Source organism: Pseudomonas sp. Pseusp10 (assembly GCF_059492225.1).
Map to the genome: position 1 here is coordinate 4,813,137 of NZ_CP168528.1, position 16,342 is coordinate 4,829,478.

Here is a 16,342-nt window from a genome sequence, read left to right on the forward strand (position 1 = left end):
CGCAGCGCATCCGTCAGCAGACGGTTTAAGGCATCAGGCTGCGCAGAACAAGATTGGAGATGAGAGAAGGGGCTTCTTCAACAAAATCGAGGTTGTACTGCAATAGCAGAGGATTGATGAAGGGCTGCAGAGCGAGATGAATCGCCTCTACCGTCTCGTCCAGCGGTGTCTTGCGTTCAAACTCGCCAAGCTCTCGCCCCTCACGCACGATTTGCAACACGAAGCTCTTGATCTGAGCGTCATAGACTTGTGAGCAGGGCCATCGCTCCGACGCGGCGAACGCTGCGATGTCGTAGAGTTTACGGTCGTTAAAGAACAGGCTCACACCTGTAGCGATTAAGGTTTTGACCAGGCGCCGAAAACGCTCAGTCGGCGAGATGCCGTCTACATTGATGGCTTGCTCCACTGCTGCAACGATTTCAGTCAGGCAATTTGTACAGATTGCTTCACCAATCGCCTGCTTGGATTCAAAGAATTTGTAGATGTAAGCCTTGGAAAAGCCGATGGCCCTGGCTAGGTCAGAAACCGTTGTTTTGCCATAACCGTACTGACTGAAATGTTCGTTGGCCGCCGCAACAATCTGGTCTCGAATGTCGTGATCGGCTGGGCCACGGGCGCCGGGCGAAGAAACTGATGGCTGATTCATGCGAGCAGCTTACTCATCCCAAAGGTGGTTGACAACTTGTGACCAAATTGTAATATCGTCACAAACCGACCCTTTCGCAGGTATCGCATGCACCCTTCTCCTCGTTTCGCCGCCTTTCTGTGTTTGGGTATGGTTGCAGGTTGCGCAGTGGGCCCCGACTATTCAAAACCCAGTGTGGAATTGCCCGAGCATTTCTCGGCGCAAACGTCCAAGGCACGACAAGTGGGCGCCGCAAATGCCGATCTCGCCGCTTGGTGGAACGCATTTAATGACCCAATACTCAGTCAGCTGATAAATCGAGCACTTGAACAGAACCTCGATCTAGCCCAGGCAAGCGCAAGGATCGAGCAGGCTCGCGCCGGTTTGGGCGCAGCTAACGCAGCCCTCCTGCCGTCGGCTACCGTCAACGCTCAAGCAGCCCGAGCCCGTCAGTCATTGGAGACTCCGTTGGGCCAAGTGCTGAATTCAGACCCTTCCTATAATCGCTACGGCAGTGCCTATGAGGCGAATTTGAATGCCAGCTGGGAGCTAGATGTGTTTGGCGGGCTGCGCCGAGGTAAAGAAGCCGCCCTGGCCGATTATCAGGCCTCGCAAGCCGGAGCGATTGCCACACGCCTGGCAGTGGTCGCGCAGACAGCCGATCTTTACATCAGCATCCGTGGCCTTCAGGCACGCCTGGAAATTGCCCGGCATCAAGTAGACACGCGACAACAACTGCTCACCACCATCGAACACCTCTATGCAAAAGGACTGGCAGCTGAACTGCAGTTGAACCAGACCCAAGGCGCGCTGAATCAAGCGCGGGCTAACGTTCCGGTACTGCAAGCCGGCCTTGACGCGTCAATGAATGCGCTGGATGTCATGTTGGGCAAAGCGCCGGGCACTTATAGCGCGCAGTTGACTAAACCGGCACCCATCCCTGATGTGCCAGGCCTCTCGGACATGGGCGCTCCGGCCGACCTGCTGCGTCGGCGTCCAGACCTGATCGTCGCTGAGCGCCGGCTTGCGGCATCCAACGCACGCATCGGCGAAGCCATGTCCGAGTACTACCCCAAACTGTCTGTGGGGGCGCTGCTCGGCAGTGCTACCTCGGTATCCAGCGCAAACCTGTTCAGCAACGGCGCCAGTCAGGCTTCGGCGGCACTGGGATTACGCTGGAGGCTGTTCGATTTTGGCCGCATCAACGCTCAAATTGATTTGGCGAAAGGCCAAGAAGCCGAAGCCTTAGCCGCTTACCGCCAGTCCGTTCTGCGGGCCTGCGAAGATGTCGAAAGTGCTTTTTCGGCACTCATCAACCGCGAGCAACAATCGACACAACTCGCCCAGGGTGAGTCGGCGTATGCGAAAGCCCGAGCGACGTCGTTTGTCGCCTATGAAAAAGGCGTGGTCAGCCTGATCGAAGTACTGGATGCCGATGAACACCTTTTAGCGGCATCTGATGGCAGAGCCCAGGCACAAACTGAATCGGCTCGCGCTGCAGTGGCCACGTTCAAAGCATTGGGCGGCGGTTGGCAGCGAGACGACTCAGATGCTCGCGTTGCCTCAACGGTACTGTAAGTACCTTAGAACGTCACACACCTGTCCTTAAAATACAGAACGCCCGATGCGGTGCATCGGGCGTTGGGGTGAAACAGGTGTAAACCTATTTCAGGACTAGACACGATTGAAAAGCCGTCCCTTTTCAGTCGCCGTGAACGTCAGACATGTTCACTGCTTTTCGCGTGCAACGACCGTGGCTCTGCCACGCCGTGTTCCGATTCCAGCACCGGAATCTCTTTGCCGTCGCAGTCATGCAGTTTACCGTCGCTGAAATAGTCCCCCTCACGCAACGCCGCCAGATCCTGATAACGCAGCACCCGCTCGGTACCGGCCGCAAACACCGATTGCTGATCGGAGTTACCGGCGGTGAGATGGTTGAAGGTCAGGTTCAGCACGATGGCCATGATCGCCGAGGAACTGATGCCCGAATGGAAAATGGTCGCGAACCAGCTCGGGAAGTGATCGTAGAAGTTCGGCGCCGCGATCGGGATCATGCCGAAGCCAATCGAGGTGGCGACAATGATCAGATTGACGTTGTTGCGGTAATCGACCTTGGACAAGGTACGAATACCGCTGGCCGCGACAGTACCGAACAGCACGATGCCGGCGCCACCCAGTACTGAGGTCGGTACGGCGGCGATGACCCGACCCATGAATGGCAACAGGCCGAGGATCACCAGGAACAGACCGCCAGTGGCTACCACGTAGCGGCTCTTGATCCCCGTAACCGCCACCAGCCCGACGTTCTGGGCAAAGGCGCTTTGGGTAAAGGAACCGAAGATCGGCGCGAACATGCTCGACAGCATGTCGGCACGCAGACCGTTGCCCAGGCGCCTGGAGTCAACCTTGGTGCCGATGATCTCACCAACAGCCAGAATATCGGCCGAGGTTTCCACCAGCGTCACCATCACCACGATGCACATCGACAGGATCGCAGCGAAGTGGAAAGTCGGCATACCGAAGTGGAACGGCGTCGGGAAGCCGAACATCGGACCCTGGGTGACGGACGAGAAGTCGGCCATGCCGAGGAACACCGCGATGATCGTGCCGATCACCATGGCCAGCAGAATCGACAGACGTGAGATGGTCGCACTGCCGATTTTGCTCAGCAGCAGCACCAGCACCAATGTCACCGCCGCCAGACCGATGTTCGCCATGCTGCCGAAGTCCGGCGCGTGACTGTTACCGCCCATGGCCCAGCGCGCGGCTACCGGCATCAGCGTCAGGCCGATGGTGGTAATCACGATGCCGGTCACCAGCGGCGGAAAGAACCTGGTGATACGCGAGAACACCGGGGTGATCAGCAAACCGATCAGGGACGCCGCTATCACCGCGCCCAGCACCGATTGAAACCCGCCCTCCCCGCCACTGCTGACAATCGCCACCATGGTCGCGACGCCGGAGAAGGACACGCCCTGTACCAGCGGCAATTGACAACCAAAAAACGGTAAACCCAGGGTTTGCAGCAGCGTTGCCAGCCCCCCCGCAAACAATGAAGCAGCAATCAACAAACCGATGTCCGCCGGCGAGAGCCCGGCCGCCTGGCCGATGATCAATGGTACCGCGACGATACCGCCATACATGGTCAGAACATGTTGCAGGCCATAAGCCATATTCGCGCCGATCCCTAGGTTTTCGTCCTCGGGCCGTTGGTGTGAAACATGGGGCGTTTTCATGGTAGGGGGTTCCCTGGTTTTTGTTATTCGCACACTGTATTCAATAGTCGTGACAAATGTCTATAGAGTTGTATACAACTTACCAGTCACAAAATGGATACCTGTCCATTTCCGCCTGCCACTCCCATGGCCCAGCCAAAAAACCTTGAAATACATCCCTCCCTGTCCACCCCCGGGTGCTGACTAGTCTTTCGAACTCCTGGCGACCATCGGTAAGGCCTGCCGCTTCCACATACATATAAAGTATGCATAATGAAGTCATTCGAAATTCAGTACCACAAGGCAAAGAACGCAGCTAACAAACTCAAGCACCAAGGCATAAGCCTCGCGGAGGCAGAACCGGTATTCCATGACGAACGAGCGCTGACCATCGAGGACAACCACCATGAGGAACAACGCTGGATCACCTTGGGGCTGGATGCCAAAGGCCGATTGCTGGTCGTCGCGTACACCCACCGCGATCCGAATTTCGTTCGAATCATTTCCGCGCGCATCGCCACCAAAAGCGAGCGCCGTCAGTATCTGGAGGCATGACCGATGAAAGACGAATACGATTTCAGCAACGCCAGGCGCGGGGCCATAGTGCCCGCCAAAGGCAAGACCCGCATTACCATCATGCTTGATGACGCTGTCATCGAAGCCGCCCGGGCACTGGCGGAACACGAGGGGTACGGCTACCAGACGGCGATCAACAATACGTTGCGCCGGGCCCTGCTCAACGAAGGCAAGAGCGCACAACTGAAACAAACCCTCACCCCTGCCGAACTCAAGGGCCTGGAGCAGAAACTCGCAGAAGCCCTGCGCGAAATTCAACGGGTGATGGAGCCGGGTGTTCGGCCCTGAAACACAAAGGGCCGACCAATCAGATCAGCCCTTTGTGTTGCCCACGATCAGCCAGCTATTGCGGCGCTGCGATCAATCGTTCCAGAGTCCGCGTCAATGGCGCCTTTTCCGGTACGCGAATGCCGAACTCGCTGTCCAGCAGGCCAATCAATTCCTGCACATCCGTCACCTGCCGCCGCTCGCTATCATGGCCAATCCGGTGAATCGCGAAGCTGCCATTGTTGAGCGTACGCCGCCACCCCTCCCCGGTGCGCGCCACCATCAACTGCTTGACGAAAGTCGACTCGGGGTGGGTCGAGACGTACCAGTTGCCCACAGCAAAATCGATATCTTCCTGGCGCTGCAGGTCGAAGATGTACATCGCTCGCCATTCACCGGCGACGTTGGCGCGCAGGGTAAAACCGTCCACGTGCAGGTCGATGCGATACGGCTCGTGAGGGGTGAGTTGTTCGGCGCGGGAGTCGAGCAACAGGGGTGCGGTCGGTACCATGCCGCCAAAGCCGACGTCGGTGATGTAGCGCACGTCATCGATGATGACCAGGCTCAGGCGATGGGTCCGGGCAGTCCAGGCGCCCTCCGGCTGGCCCATCACCACCCGACCGCTGATGGCACGGGCATCGAAACCCAACGCTTGAAGCAAGGCCAGAAACAGGTTGTTGAGTTCGTAGCAGTAACCGCCACGACCATCGTGCAAGACCTTCTGCTCGACGGACGGCAAGTCGATCAGCACCGGCTCGCCGGATAACGTGGTGAGGTTTTCAAACGGGAAAACGCCGGTGTGGCGCAATTGCAGCTGGCGCAAGGTTTCCAGGGTCGGTGCCGGAGGTGCATCGAAACCCAGGCGTCGCAGATACAAAGCACGATCGGTCAGGCGTGGCTCGCTCATCGTTCAATCCTTTTGCACGTTCGCTGCGGATCACTCCGCCGATGGGCGTTATGTATAAGGGATGAACCGGTACGGCCGACAATTGATTTCGCCAATCGCCCAGTGCGGGTCCTGCCGATCAGGCTGAATGCCATGTTGCGCGATGGCACCGAGTGGCGGTGACGAGTGGCACGGTGAAGACAGTTGCTCCCACAGGGTTCTCGTTTGAACATGGAACGGTGATCCTCTGCGGCCCAGTGCCGGTCACGGTCAAATCCGTGCCACTTTTCAACCGTCCGGCACCCACCGCGCGCCCCTTCACACCAACATCAGGTGACAACTCATCCCTGGAGACGACCATGATGAACATCAGAATGACTTCGCTGCTCCTGGCTGGATGGTTGTCGGCGATGCCCCTGACCACGTTTGCGGCGTCCGGCGATGGCGTTAACGCAACCGGTACGACACCGGGCGCAACCCGCAACTCGACCATGCTGCCAGACAACAACAGACCCAGCGTCCCCTCGGGCGACAATGCCAGCGGTCGTGGCCCCAGCTCGTCAAGCGGCAGCACCGGCGTCAATGGTCCGGGCAGTGGCGCGGGTGGTGGCACCGGCGCCCCCGGAGGTGGAACCGGTGGCGCTGGCGGCGGGACGGGCAGCTGGACAGGCAAAAGCAGCCGATGACGCGCAGTCATTGGCTGCCTTTTGTCGCCAGGGGCTTACCTCGGCATGACCGCCGACAGGAAAAACACTTCAACGATCGGAACGCATCAACGCCTCGACACCACCGGCCATCGACAACGTTGCCACGCGGTTTCGCCCCGAATGCTTGGCCTGATACAACGCGGCATCCGCCCGCTCAACAAACACGTCCATGCTGTCACGCCCCGACGGCACGAACGAATAGCACCCCAGACTGACCGTCACGTAACCGTTGGGCGAGCCGGTGTGACTGATGTTCTTGTCGATGACGCCGCGGCGGATCTGCTCGGCAATGGTCATGGCGCCGTGGATGTCGGTGTCAGGCAGCAACACCGCAAACTCTTCACCGCCGTAACGCACCGCCAGATCGGCCTTGCGGTGGCAGCAACTCTTCAGTGCACGAGCCACTTCAGCCAGGCAATGATCCCCCATCACATGACCGTAAGTGTCGTTGTAGCGCTTGAAGTAATCGATATCGAGCATGATCAGGCTCAAGGGGCTCGCCTGCCGAGCGCCGCGCCCGAACTCGATGTCCAGCGCCCGTTCGAACAACCGGCGGTTGGCCAGCCCCGTCAGGCTGTCGTGTGTGGCAATCAGCTCCAGCGCTTCCTGGGCCTTGCGCAAATCCGCCTCGACCCGCTCGCCAACACGCACCTGATGAAGGAACCCCCAACCGAACAACCCCACGCCCAGCAACACCAGGGCAACGATGAGGCTGGAGCGAAACGCCGTGTCGTACCAACCCGCAAGAATGGATTCCGTGGATGACGCAGCGGCGACCACCAGTGGATACGCCTCCAGCTGGCGGTAGCCGTACAGGCGTGTCACACCATCGATGATCGACGTGAACATCACATTGCCGGAAGTGGCCAGTGGCAGGGACTTCTGGAAAATCTCGCTCTGGGCCAGCGACGCGCCGATCTGCGCCTCTACAAAAGGTCGACGCGCCAACAACGTGCCATCGGTCAGGCCGAGAAACATCGTGCCGTTGTCGTCGAGGCTGAAGCTTTTGAAGAATTGGTCGAAGTACGACATCTTGATGCCGGCCAGCAACACACCCTGGAAATGGCCGTTCTTGTCGTTGACCCGTTTGGAAATCGGGATGATCCACTCGCCGTTTTCCCGGCTGCGAATGGCCGCGCCGATATGCGCCACCGACGATACGTTCTGCTGGTGATACTTGAAGTACTCGCGATCCGCGACCCCGGCACCCCGGGGCAGGTTTTCAAATGAGGTCACCACCCACTGGCCCTTCTGGTCGAACAGCAGGATGCCATGCAGTTGATCCAGCGCCAGCACCCTCCGGGCGAAGGTCTGCTGCAAGCGTGGTCGCATGTCCTGACCGAAACCGTCGACCTGAATCCAGTCCACCAGACTGGTCAGCACCAGGTCGGCCTTCATGAAGGTGTCTTCGGCTTGCTGCGCCATGGCCCGCGTCAGATTCGAAGACGCCACTTGCGCCAGGCTCAGATCATGGCGACGGGACTGCTCCAGTTGCAGGTAGAGCAAACCGCACAGGCACAGACACACCGTGGCAATGAACAATACCGCCGCCTTGCGCAGCGGTATGCGTTTCAATGCGGTGCCAGGGGCGTGGTCCGGGTCGTTAAAGCGAGTGGGCAAAAGTTCATCCTGTCGGGGGGCAAGGCATGGGCAACGAGCCAAAGCCCTCAGTCTTTGTGGGCCGTAGTTTACGGGGTTATCCAGGATAAATGGGTGGCCACTTGCCCAGCGGTATCACACCGGCCCGCAGGTGCTGCCCGGGCACAACGTCCGCACCCGGCCTGAGCTGCAAACATGATCCAGGGCAAGCGCTGCCTGTGCGTCAACGAGCTACGATTAGACTGACCTCAAACAGGGAATCGACATGAGCAAGGCAGACGAACTCGCCGCAAAATTGAAACAAACACGGCTGACCGGCACGGATCAGGCGATCGATGGCTGGCCGGGTCAGGTCTACGAACTGTATCAACGGATAGAGGCCTGGCTGCTGCCCTTGACCGAAGCCGGCCTGGTCCTGAGGCGCAACCCCACCCACGTATACGAGAGTCACCCCAATGGTGACTCTTACGCTTACGCCATCGACCAGTTGGTGATCGTCGGCAACGAGCACAGCATTACGTTCGACCCGGTTGCGCGTTTCACTGCCGATGGCGAGGGACGTGTCGAGATTCACTGCAAAGGCAACGAACTCGCCCTGTTGCGCACCGTGGACGAACACGGTGAAACACACTGGTGGCTGCAAACGATCGAGCAGGCCACAGTGCAGCTGGACGCGGTAGCACTGACGGAAACCGATCTGCTTGCAGTGGTGCAACAAGGGCTGGCGCTTTAGGGGGGGGAGCTGAATACCGCCCTTCCCTGTAGGAGCGAGCTTGCTCGCGATTGACTCAAGAGCGCTGCGTTTAGTCAGTAAACCCGCGGTATCGTTAACGACCATCGTCGGAACGCCGCCCGGAGCAAGCTCGCTCCTACAAGTATTAGCCCATGGGCGCCCGTTTCCAGTCTTTCGCTACAGCTCGTTCTGCCCCGTCACCACCAGCGGTATCTCTGCACGACGCAAGTCCAGAGCCGGCAACTTCACAGGCTGACTCAAGCCTTGCAGCACCCTGGCATCGTAATCATAAATGTCGGGCTTGAACGTCACCCGCCCGTCATTGCTCAGGTCCACGGTCCAATAGGCCAACAGCACCGGTACTTTCACCGGCAGCAGGATGTTCTCGGTCCTGCCATTGGCCAATTGCTTCTGAATGCCGTCGCTGTTCCAGCGCACCGGGTCGTTGAACAACAGCTCGACCAGCTGCAACGGGTTTTCCACACGGATGCAGCCTGAACTGGTGGCCCGAACCGTTTTGGCAAACAGCTCCCGGTGCGGCGTGTCATGCAGGTAAATCGCATAGTCGTTGGGGAAGCGGATCGCCACCTGCCCCAGCGAACTGTCGGGCCCGGCATCCTGACGCAGATGGATGCCTCGCGGGTTGTTCCAGTCAACGCTCGACGGATCGAGCACATTGCCTTCACGATCAATCACGCGAATCCGGTTGGCCTCCAGATAGCCAGGATCGTTCTGGATTTTTGGAATCACGTCCTGCTTGAGGATGGTCGGCGGCACGGTCCAGGTGGGGTTGAACGTGATGTAGGTGATTTCGGCCTGGAACACCGGCGTACTGCGCACCGGTTTACCGACTTGCACCCGCGAACGCCAGATCGGCAGACCGTCGCGGTACATCGCCACCTTGTATCCGGCGATATCGACGATCACGAACGTGCCCTGAAGTTTGTACAACAGCCAGCGGGCACGCTCCATGTTGACCCGCACCTGATCGATCCGTGCCTCGACAGGCACGTTCAGTGCCGCCAGCGTCGCCGCCCCCGCCACGCCATCGGCACCCAGGTATTGCTCGGTCTGATACTTCTTCACCGCGGCAATGACCTTGCCGTCGTAACCGGCCTTTTTCGACAGGTGCGAGTCCAGGTAACCGCCCGCCACCAGACGCGCACGCAATTGTGCGACCGCCACCCCGTCCATGCCGGGCTTGAGCGATTGCCCTTCGGTGACTTTCGGCCAGCCGCCCGCATCACGGACCTGGCGCAACCGGGCCAGGCCCTCACGCAAGTTGCGGTAAATCTCTTCCTGAGGAGGTGCCTCGGCAAAGGCACGTCCCACGTCATGGGCATCGAGGGCGGCGAACAGGCGGCTCATGTCCTCGCGGGCATCGCCACCGGCAGGTTCGAAATTCCAGTGAATGTCCAGCCGCGACGGATCTACCTTGCCCCGTCGCAGTTGCAGCAGCGCGGTGATGAACGTGCGGGTCGCCGCCATGTCGAACATCGCCCGTTGCGCCGTGGAAGGCACGGCCGCTACCAGCGATTCATGGGCCTGAGCCAGTTCGGTGATGCGGAAATCCGCCGGATTCAGGCCGTCGATCCGGGTGTCTTCGAGGCTCTTGAGTAACTGGGCCACATCACGTTCATCGGTCCATGCGGCGCGATAGTTGCGATGCATATAGAAATCCAGCACCACCCGGCTGACATCCACACGCTGATGGCGCCTGGACGTGAGCAACGGTGGAAATGCCGTTCGCAGCGGCTCCAGCGTCGCCTGAATCGCCTGGCCAACCGCATCGTCGGGCGCCGCGGCATCGATGGTGCTACTCGCAGCAGATACCGGCTCGATCGGCGAAGTTTGCGCAAACGCTGCACCACTGATCAGAAAGCCCATAAAAAAGATGCGGCTTATGACGAATAACCTTGTTAATTGCACCATGGATAATCCTTAATCTCCCGTTTCAAGCGGCTAGCTTCCCGCGCGCTGCTAGACTCGAAATTATCATGATGAGACCCGACTATGGCGCTAAACCGCTTTGGCCTTTTATTTGCCATTTTACTGACGTGCCTTTCAGTAACGTCAGCCTACGCCGATTCGCTTGAAAACGCGCTGGTCAAAGCAGCACCAGGCGCCGACGCCAAAGTGATTGCCCTGGCCGTTCGTGCCACCCAATGCAGCCGCGCCCAAGGCATCGCCCCAGCCCAAAGACTGGCGGTGATCGATTACTCCCTGCCCTCGACCGAACAACGGCTGTGGGTCTTCGACCTTAAACGACGCAAGTTGCTGTTTCACGAACTGGTCGCCCATGGCCGCAACAGCGGTGAAAACATGGCCACGCTGTTCTCCAACCAGAATGAAAGCCACGCCACCAGCCTCGGCCTGTTCCGCACCCAGGAAAGCTACCGCGGCCAGAACGGATACTCGTTGCGCATGGAAGGCCTGGAACCCGGTTTCAACGACAACGCCTATGACCGTGCCATCGTCATTCACGGCGCGCCCTATGTCAGCCCGGTGCTGGCCCGCGCCAATGGCCGCATCGGCCGCAGCCTGGGTTGCCCGGCCGTCAGACCGGCGATTGCCCATCGGCTGATCGATTCGATGAAGGACGGGCAGTTGTTGTTTTCCTACTATCCGGACCAACGCTGGTTGAAGTCGTCTTCCTACATCAACTGCGGCAGCGGCACCGTGGCCTCAAGGGAAAACTCCACTTCACGCCAGTAAGCAACGCCCCCACCTGTCAAAACTGTAATCTTCACCTCAGCCTGCTGAAAGGCACCGCCCGCTAGCCTCGTCGACAAGTTCAACAGGCTGACGGGCGGAACAGACGGCATGCACTCCCACACTTCAAGACGCACCTTCGTCAAAGGCCTGGCCATCGGCGGGTTCTTCGGCGGCCTCGGGTTATGGCGCACACCCGCCTGGGCGATCAGCAGTCCCGGCGAACCACAGGTGTTGGCCGGTAATGATTTCGACCTGTTCATCGGCGAATCCCCGGTCAACTTCAGCGGCAGCCCACGTACCGCGATGACCATCAACGGCGGCATTCCCGGCCCGCTGCTGCGCTGGCGCGAAGGCGATACGGTGACGCTGCGGGTGCGCAACAGACTCAAGGACAGCACCTCCATTCACTGGCACGGCATCTTGCTGCCGGCCAACATGGACGGCGTGCCAGGGCTGAGTTTCAAGGGCATCGAGCCGGGCGGCATCTACGTCTACCAGTTCACCGTCCGGCAGAACGGCACCTACTGGTATCACAGCCATTCGGGGTTTCAGGAACAAACCGGCGTCTACGGCCCGCTGGTGATCGACGCCAAAGACCCGGAGCCGTTCCAGTACGACCGCGACTACGTGGTGATGCTCAGCGACTGGACCGACGAAGACCCGGTCGGCCTGATGAAGACGCTGAAAAAACAGTCCGATTACTACAACTTCAACAAACGCACCGTGGGCGACTTCATCCACGACGTCAGCGAAAAAGGCTGGGGGCCGACCGTCGCCGACCGCAAAATGTGGGCAGAAATGAAGATGAACCCCACCGACCTGGCGGACGTCGGCGGCGCCACTTACACCTACCTGTTGAACGGCCAGGCGCCGGACATGAACTGGACCGGGGTGTTCCGCCCGGGGGAAAAACTGCGGCTGCGCTTCATCAACGGCTCGGCCATGACCTACTTCGACGTGCGCATCCCCGGCCTGAAAATGACCGTGGTCGCCGCCGATGGCCTCCACGTCAAACCGGTGAGCGTCGACGAATTTCGCATTGCCGTGGCGGAAACCTTCGACGTTATCGTCGAGCCGACCGAAGCGGCCTACACCCTGTTCGCCCAGGCGATGGATCGCACCGGATACGCACGCGGCACCCTGGCGATGAAGGCGGGACTGGTTGCGCCGCTGCCGCCACTGGACCCGCGCCCTCTGGTGACCATGGATGACATGGGCATGGCCGGCATGGACCACGGCAGCATGGCGGGCATGGATCACAGCAACATGGCGATGGGCGACATGCCCGGCATGCAGGCCCACCCGGCCTCGGAAACCGACAACCCGCTGGTGGACATGCAAGCGATGTCCACCTCACCGAAACTCGACGACCCCGGCATGAGCCTGCGCCACAACGGTCGCCGCGTGCTCACCTATGCCGACCTGCGCAGCACCTTCGAAGACCCCGACGGCCGCGAGCCCGGCCGCACCATTGAGCTGCACCTGACGGGCCACATGGAAAAATTCGCCTGGTCGTTCAACGGCGTGAAGTTTTCTGATGCAGAGCCCCTGCGCCTCAAGTACGGCGAGCGGCTGCGGATCGTGCTGGTCAACGACACGATGATGATGCACCCCATCCACCTGCATGGCATGTGGAGCGACCTCGAAGACGAGAACGGCCAGTTCATGGTGCGCAAACACACCATCGACATGCCACCCGGCGCCCGGCGCAGCTATCGGGTCACTGCCGATGCACTCGGCCGCTGGGCCTATCACTGCCATCTCCTGTACCACATGGAAATGGGCATGTTCCGTGAAGTTCGCGTGGAAGAATGAGGCGCACCCCATGATTCGATTCACCCCGTTTTTTTTAGCACTCGCGACCTCGACGGCGATGGCCGCCAGCGATGACATGCAAGGCATGGATCACAGCCAGATGGACCACGGCCAGATGCAAGGCATGGATCATAGCCAGATGGACCACGGTCAGATGCAAAGCATGGACGAGGGCCAGATGCAGCCCGCCGCGCCCAGCGAAAGCCGTACGCCGATCCCGGTGCTGACCGATGCCGATCGCGCTGCGGTGTATGTCGATCCCGCCGGTCACCATGTGCACGACAACACGCTCAATTCCTTTTTTCTCGCCGACAAACTGGAATGGCAGGACGCCGATGACGGCAGCACCCTGGCCTGGGACTTGTCCGGTTGGGTCGGCGGTGACATCGATCGCCTGTGGCTGCGCTCCGAAGGCGAACGCACCAACGGCGTGACCGAGGACGCGGAAATCCAGGCCCTGTGGGGCCACGCGATTTCCCCGTGGTGGGACGTCGTCAGCGGCGTGCGCCAGGACTTCAAACCGGGCGCCCCGCAAACCTGGGCTGCGTTCGGCGTGCAAGGCATGGCGCTGTACAACTTCGAGGCCCAAGCCACAGCCTTCATCGGCGAAGGCGGCCAGAGCGCCGTGCGGCTGGAAGGTGACTACGACATCCTGCTGACCAATCGGCTGATCCTGCAGCCGACCGTCGAACTCAACGCCTACGGCAAAAACGACCCGCAACGGGGCATCGGCGCGGGGCTGTCCAACACCGAAGCTGGCCTGCGCCTGCGCTACGAAATCCGCCGGGAATTCGCGCCCTACCTCGGCGTGACCTGGAACCGCACCTACGGCAACACCGCCGATTACGCCAACGACGAAGGCGAGGACCGCAGCGAAACCCGCCTCGTGCTCGGTATTCGGATGTGGTTCTGAACAGACTCACCTCAAACCAACAACAACCGCTTCGAGCGGTAAAGGACCTTGCATGCGCATCATCAAACCCACCGCCGTCGCAATAGCGTTGCTCAGCGGCCTGCTTGTCAGCACCCTCGCTCAAGCACACCCCAAACTACTCTCTTCCACCCCGGCGCAAGGCGTAGAAGGTGCATCACCCGACAAGATCGAACTGCACTTTTCCGAAAACCTTGTCACCCAGTTTTCCGGCGCCAAACTGCTGATGACCGAAATGTCCGGCATGGCCCACGCCCCGATGCCGGTCAAGGCCAAAGTCAGCGGCGGCAGTGATCCGAAGACCATGTTCATCATTCCGACAGCGCCCTTGACTGCTGGCACCTACAAAGTCGAATGGCGCGCGGTGTCGTCGGATACCCACCCGATCACCGGCAACGTCACCTTCAAAGTGAAATGATCGATGAGCGACTCGGCCAACGTCGTGCTGCGGTTTGTGTTGTATGTGGATTTGATGCTGTTGTTTGGCGTGGCGCTGTTCGGGCTTTACAGCTTCAAAGGACAGGAACGGCTATCCGGGACGGTACTGCCCTTTCGCCGATTGTTGACGGGACCAGCCGTACTCGGCGCGCTGCTGTCCATCGCGGGCATGGTGCTGATGGTCAGCACCATGAGCGGTGAATCAGACGTTGCCGAGTTGCGCCCTCACCTCGAGATGATGCTGCTCGAGACAGACGTCGGGTTGGCCTGGGCTGTGCGGATGATTGCATTAGCGGTCGCGGGTTTGGCGTTGCTGCTCAACTCACGATCACCCGGCGTCAGCCTGGTGATCGCCGCCACTGCCGGCGGCATCGCCCTCACCAGCCTGGCCTGGAGCGGGCATGGCGCCATGGACGAAGGCAGTCGCCGTTTCTGGCACTTCACGGCGGACATCCTGCACCTGCTGGCGGCCGGCGCCTGGCTCGGCGCGTTACTTGCGTTTGCCTTGATGGCGCAAATCCGGGTCTTGCAAACCGAAACACACATACGCTTGCTGGCCCGCGCTGTTGAGCGGTTCGAACTTGTCGGTGCGCTGATCGTTGTGATCATCGCCGTGACGGGCGTGGTGAACTACCTGTTCATCGTCGGGCCGAAGCTCGATGAGGTTTTACTCGGCCATTACGGAATTCTGCTGGCGATCAAAGTACTGCTGTTTGCCGGGATGCTGGTGTTGGCGGCGCTGAACCGCTTTCATCTTGGCCCCTTGCTGGAGCGGTCATTGCAGGAGGGCCAATATGGCGCGGCGGCTAACGCACTTCGGCGCAGCGTGGTGCTGGAAATGGCCACTGCGGTATTGATTGTGGGCTTGGTGGCGTGGTTGGGGACCTTGAGCCCGGAAGTGGAAATGAGCAATCTTCAGGGGGCGTGATTTTTCACACCCGTGAAAGTTTCACTACACTCCCCCTTCAAAACCACTCCAGCACAAAAGCCCGATAACAATGACGAAAATCAACAGAGCAATGATGCTCGGCGGCTTGCTCGCACTCTCCCTTGGCGCCCAGGCAGAACCTTCGCACCTGGACAGCGTGATGCAACAGGGACAACTGCGCGTTTGCACCACCGGCGACTACAAGCCCTACACCCTCAAAGCCGAGGACGGCGAGCATTCCGGCATCGACATCGCCATGGCCCGCGCCCTGGCCGATAGCCTTGGCGTCAAGGTCGAGTGGGTGCCCACCACCTGGAAAACCCTGATGCCCGACATGCTCGCCGGCAAGTGCGACATCGCCATGGGCGGCATCTCGGTCACCCTGGAACGGCAGAAAAAAGCCTTCTTCAGCAACATCCTGGACGTCGACGGCAAAATCCCGCTGGTGCGTTGCGAAGACCAGGCGCTGTACCAGACCATCGAACAAATCAACCAGCCATCGGTTCGCCTGGTCGAACCTGCCGGCGGCACCAACGAAGCGTTCGTTCACGCCCACCTGCCCAAGGCGCAATTGCAACTGCACGACAACGTGAGCATCTTTCAGGAACTGCTGGATAAAAAAGCCGACGTGATGATCACCGACGCATCGGAGGCGCTGTATCAGCAGAAGCTCAAGCCGGGCCTGTGCGCGGTCAACCCCACGCACTACCTGCAATACGGCGAAAAAGCCTACCTGCTACCCCGCGACGACATCACCTGGAAGCTGTACGTCGATCAGTGGCTGCATTTGGCCAAGGCGACGGGCAACTACCAGAAGATTCTGCGGCAATGGCTGGCGGTACCTGACGCCAAGTAACGGATGGTTTTTTCTCACAAAAAAAGGGCACTCCCAAAGGAGCGCCCTTTT

At 59.8% G+C, this 16,342-nt stretch carries 16 protein-coding genes; 11 read left to right on the forward strand and 5 right to left on the reverse strand.

Annotated features, from left to right (window positions below; all coding sequences use genetic code 11):
- Nucleotides 1–25: 25 nt before the first annotated feature.
- Nucleotides 26–646 (reverse strand): TetR/AcrR family transcriptional regulator, encoded by a 621-nt coding sequence (locus ACEN8Z_RS21835; protein WP_495595626.1) that lies wholly within the window; start codon nucleotides 644–646, stop codon nucleotides 26–28.
- An 87-nt stretch (nucleotides 647–733) separates the two neighbouring features.
- Here ACEN8Z_RS21835 and ACEN8Z_RS21840 point away from each other — a divergent pair, with 87 nt between their 5' ends.
- A complete protein-coding gene (locus tag ACEN8Z_RS21840; RefSeq protein ID WP_495595627.1) occupies nucleotides 734–2,203 on the forward strand; it encodes an efflux transporter outer membrane subunit in 1,470 nt (489 codons plus the stop codon).
- Between the two features lie 140 nt (nucleotides 2,204–2,343).
- On the opposite strand, the gene ACEN8Z_RS21845 is transcribed toward ACEN8Z_RS21840, so the two are convergent.
- Nucleotides 2,344–3,861 carry a nucleobase:cation symporter-2 family protein gene (locus ACEN8Z_RS21845; RefSeq protein WP_495595628.1) on the reverse strand — a complete coding sequence of 506 codons (1,518 nt, stop codon included), beginning with the start codon at nucleotides 3,859–3,861 and terminating at the stop codon, nucleotides 2,344–2,346.
- 252 nt (nucleotides 3,862–4,113) lie between these two features.
- Here ACEN8Z_RS21845 and ACEN8Z_RS21850 point away from each other — a divergent pair, with 252 nt between their 5' ends.
- Nucleotides 4,114–4,395, forward strand: a complete 282-nt coding sequence (locus ACEN8Z_RS21850) for a BrnT family toxin (protein WP_007997519.1) — start codon at nucleotides 4,114–4,116, stop codon at nucleotides 4,393–4,395.
- A 3-nt stretch (nucleotides 4,396–4,398) separates the two neighbouring features.
- A complete protein-coding gene (locus ACEN8Z_RS21855) occupies nucleotides 4,399–4,704 on the forward strand; it encodes a BrnA antitoxin family protein (protein ID WP_495595629.1) in 306 nt (101 codons plus the stop codon).
- A 55-nt stretch (nucleotides 4,705–4,759) separates the two neighbouring features.
- On the opposite strand, the gene ACEN8Z_RS21860 is transcribed toward ACEN8Z_RS21855, so the two are convergent.
- Nucleotides 4,760–5,590, reverse strand: coding sequence for an arylamine N-acetyltransferase family protein (locus ACEN8Z_RS21860; protein ID WP_495595630.1), 831 nt, complete (start codon nucleotides 5,588–5,590; stop codon nucleotides 4,760–4,762).
- A 338-nt stretch (nucleotides 5,591–5,928) separates the two neighbouring features.
- On the opposite strand from ACEN8Z_RS21860, the gene ACEN8Z_RS21865 reads away from it, so the two are divergent.
- The gene (locus tag ACEN8Z_RS21865) at nucleotides 5,929–6,255 is read left to right on the forward strand and encodes a hypothetical protein (RefSeq protein WP_495595631.1); all 327 of its coding nucleotides are present in this window, start codon (nucleotides 5,929–5,931) and stop codon (nucleotides 6,253–6,255) included.
- Nucleotides 6,256–6,324: 69 nt separating this feature from the next.
- On the opposite strand, the gene ACEN8Z_RS21870 is transcribed toward ACEN8Z_RS21865, so the two are convergent.
- Nucleotides 6,325–7,896 carry a sensor domain-containing diguanylate cyclase gene (locus ACEN8Z_RS21870; RefSeq protein ID WP_495595632.1) on the reverse strand — a complete coding sequence of 524 codons (1,572 nt, stop codon included), beginning with the start codon at nucleotides 7,894–7,896 and terminating at the stop codon, nucleotides 6,325–6,327.
- Between the two features lie 244 nt (nucleotides 7,897–8,140).
- Between ACEN8Z_RS21870 and ACEN8Z_RS21875 the strand changes: the two genes are divergently transcribed.
- Nucleotides 8,141–8,608 carry a hypothetical protein gene (locus tag ACEN8Z_RS21875; protein WP_495595633.1) on the forward strand — a complete coding sequence of 156 codons (468 nt, stop codon included), beginning with the start codon at nucleotides 8,141–8,143 and terminating at the stop codon, nucleotides 8,606–8,608.
- A 177-nt stretch (nucleotides 8,609–8,785) separates the two neighbouring features.
- On the opposite strand, the gene ACEN8Z_RS21880 is transcribed toward ACEN8Z_RS21875, so the two are convergent.
- Nucleotides 8,786–10,540 (reverse strand): L,D-transpeptidase family protein, encoded by a 1,755-nt coding sequence (locus tag ACEN8Z_RS21880; RefSeq protein ID WP_495595634.1) that lies wholly within the window; start codon nucleotides 10,538–10,540, stop codon nucleotides 8,786–8,788.
- A gap of 81 nt (nucleotides 10,541–10,621) precedes the next feature.
- Here ACEN8Z_RS21880 and ACEN8Z_RS21885 point away from each other — a divergent pair, with 81 nt between their 5' ends.
- The 6 genes from ACEN8Z_RS21885 to ACEN8Z_RS21910 all read left to right on the forward strand — a co-directional run bounded on the left by ACEN8Z_RS21885 (nucleotide 10,622) and on the right by ACEN8Z_RS21910 (nucleotide 16,291).
- The gene (locus tag ACEN8Z_RS21885) at nucleotides 10,622–11,323 is read left to right on the forward strand and encodes a murein L,D-transpeptidase catalytic domain family protein (RefSeq protein WP_495595635.1); all 702 of its coding nucleotides are present in this window, start codon (nucleotides 10,622–10,624) and stop codon (nucleotides 11,321–11,323) included.
- A 108-nt stretch (nucleotides 11,324–11,431) separates the two neighbouring features.
- Entirely contained in the window at nucleotides 11,432–13,138 is a 1,707-nt protein-coding gene (locus ACEN8Z_RS21890; protein ID WP_495595636.1) for a copper resistance system multicopper oxidase, read from the forward strand.
- 10 nt (nucleotides 13,139–13,148) lie between these two features.
- A complete protein-coding gene (locus ACEN8Z_RS21895; protein ID WP_495595637.1) occupies nucleotides 13,149–14,051 on the forward strand; it encodes a copper resistance protein B in 903 nt (300 codons plus the stop codon).
- A gap of 52 nt (nucleotides 14,052–14,103) precedes the next feature.
- The gene (copC, locus tag ACEN8Z_RS21900; protein WP_008003426.1) at nucleotides 14,104–14,487 is read left to right on the forward strand and encodes a copper homeostasis periplasmic binding protein CopC; all 384 of its coding nucleotides are present in this window, start codon (nucleotides 14,104–14,106) and stop codon (nucleotides 14,485–14,487) included.
- A 3-nt stretch (nucleotides 14,488–14,490) separates the two neighbouring features.
- Nucleotides 14,491–15,435 carry a copper homeostasis membrane protein CopD gene (copD, locus tag ACEN8Z_RS21905; RefSeq protein WP_495595638.1) on the forward strand — a complete coding sequence of 315 codons (945 nt, stop codon included), beginning with the start codon at nucleotides 14,491–14,493 and terminating at the stop codon, nucleotides 15,433–15,435.
- Nucleotides 15,436–15,529: 94 nt separating this feature from the next.
- Entirely contained in the window at nucleotides 15,530–16,291 is a 762-nt protein-coding gene (locus ACEN8Z_RS21910; protein WP_495598175.1) for a transporter substrate-binding domain-containing protein, read from the forward strand.
- The last annotated feature ends 51 nt before the right edge of the window (nucleotides 16,292–16,342 follow it).

Excerpts from the sequence above, each read along its gene's own strand:
- ACEN8Z_RS21835 (WP_495595626.1), bottom strand. The coding sequence starts at position 646 with ATGAATCAGCCATCAGTTTCTTCGCCCGGCGCCCGTGGCCCAGCCGAT.
- ACEN8Z_RS21840 (WP_495595627.1), top strand. The coding sequence starts at position 734 with ATGCACCCTTCTCCTCGTTTCGCCGCCTTTCTGTGTTTGGGTATGGTT.
- ACEN8Z_RS21845 (WP_495595628.1), bottom strand. The coding sequence starts at position 3,861 with ATGAAAACGCCCCATGTTTCACACCAACGGCCCGAGGACGAAAACCTA.
- ACEN8Z_RS21850 (WP_007997519.1), top strand. The coding sequence starts at position 4,114 with ATGAAGTCATTCGAAATTCAGTACCACAAGGCAAAGAACGCAGCTAAC.
- ACEN8Z_RS21855 (WP_495595629.1), top strand. The coding sequence starts at position 4,399 with ATGAAAGACGAATACGATTTCAGCAACGCCAGGCGCGGGGCCATAGTG.
- ACEN8Z_RS21860 (WP_495595630.1), bottom strand. The coding sequence starts at position 5,590 with ATGAGCGAGCCACGCCTGACCGATCGTGCTTTGTATCTGCGACGCCTG.
- ACEN8Z_RS21865 (WP_495595631.1), top strand. The coding sequence starts at position 5,929 with ATGATGAACATCAGAATGACTTCGCTGCTCCTGGCTGGATGGTTGTCG.
- ACEN8Z_RS21875 (WP_495595633.1), top strand. The coding sequence starts at position 8,141 with ATGAGCAAGGCAGACGAACTCGCCGCAAAATTGAAACAAACACGGCTG.
- ACEN8Z_RS21880 (WP_495595634.1), bottom strand. The coding sequence starts at position 10,540 with ATGGTGCAATTAACAAGGTTATTCGTCATAAGCCGCATCTTTTTTATG.
- ACEN8Z_RS21885 (WP_495595635.1), top strand. The coding sequence starts at position 10,622 with ATGGCGCTAAACCGCTTTGGCCTTTTATTTGCCATTTTACTGACGTGC.
- ACEN8Z_RS21890 (WP_495595636.1), top strand. The coding sequence starts at position 11,432 with ATGCACTCCCACACTTCAAGACGCACCTTCGTCAAAGGCCTGGCCATC.
- ACEN8Z_RS21895 (WP_495595637.1), top strand. The coding sequence starts at position 13,149 with ATGATTCGATTCACCCCGTTTTTTTTAGCACTCGCGACCTCGACGGCG.
- copC (WP_008003426.1), top strand. The coding sequence starts at position 14,104 with ATGCGCATCATCAAACCCACCGCCGTCGCAATAGCGTTGCTCAGCGGC.
- copD (WP_495595638.1), top strand. The coding sequence starts at position 14,491 with ATGAGCGACTCGGCCAACGTCGTGCTGCGGTTTGTGTTGTATGTGGAT.
- ACEN8Z_RS21910 (WP_495598175.1), top strand. The coding sequence starts at position 15,530 with ATGCTCGGCGGCTTGCTCGCACTCTCCCTTGGCGCCCAGGCAGAACCT.